The following is a 481-nucleotide window of genomic DNA, read 5'->3' as shown; positions in this document are numbered from 1 at the left end:
GGAGCGTAACGCGGCAACGACCGTCTCCGCTCCTCCTTCGACCGGACCAATCGCTTTAAGTGAGGCATGCACCATCAACAGGTCACCGGTTTGGACTCCGAGTTTTCGAATTGCCTCCGTTATTGCCTTCCGCGTATGCATCGCGATATCTCCTCTAAACTGCAAAACACTATACCTATCGAGATAGAGATATCACTCTACCTCTCGCTGCTTGACCGAGGTGGAGGACCGTCGCCGTTGGTGGCTTTTTGGCCAAGCGTTTTGGTCTTGCACCGGTTGTGTTCCGGTCTATCTCTCATTTTAAGCGGCTTTTTTCTCAAATGCCACCGGCGATTTCCAGCCGAGTGTTGAATGTCTTCGGCGTGGATTATAAAAGCCATTTACGCTGGATCTGCGTGAATTCCAGCAGCAGCAAGAGAAAGACTTTCTACAAACCAGCTTACAGCAGGCTAAATTTAACCAGAAAAAAGCCGCTGAATTA

General features: G+C 49.7%; 1 protein-coding gene and 1 pseudogene. One reads left to right on the top strand and one right to left on the bottom strand.

The features are described 5' to 3' along the window. The coding region (locus ACMWLG_RS25910; RefSeq protein ID WP_171871877.1) for an AAC(3) family N-acetyltransferase at positions 1–141 on the bottom strand (141 nt) is incomplete at its 3' end. A 244-nt stretch (positions 142–385) separates the two neighbouring features. Between ACMWLG_RS25910 and ACMWLG_RS25905 the strand changes: the two are divergent. Beyond that, a pseudogene (locus ACMWLG_RS25905) lies at positions 386–481 on the top strand (hypothetical protein); the annotation flags it as partial.

The sequence above is a fragment of the Enterobacter sp. 01-M-02-SI-ECC genome (assembly GCF_047530595.1).
In the GTDB taxonomy this organism is placed as follows: Bacteria; Pseudomonadota; Gammaproteobacteria; order Enterobacterales; family Enterobacteriaceae; genus Enterobacter; species Enterobacter cloacae_M.
The sequence above is the reverse complement of the archived record's forward strand: the minus strand, read 5'-3'. Positions and strand labels throughout refer to the sequence as shown.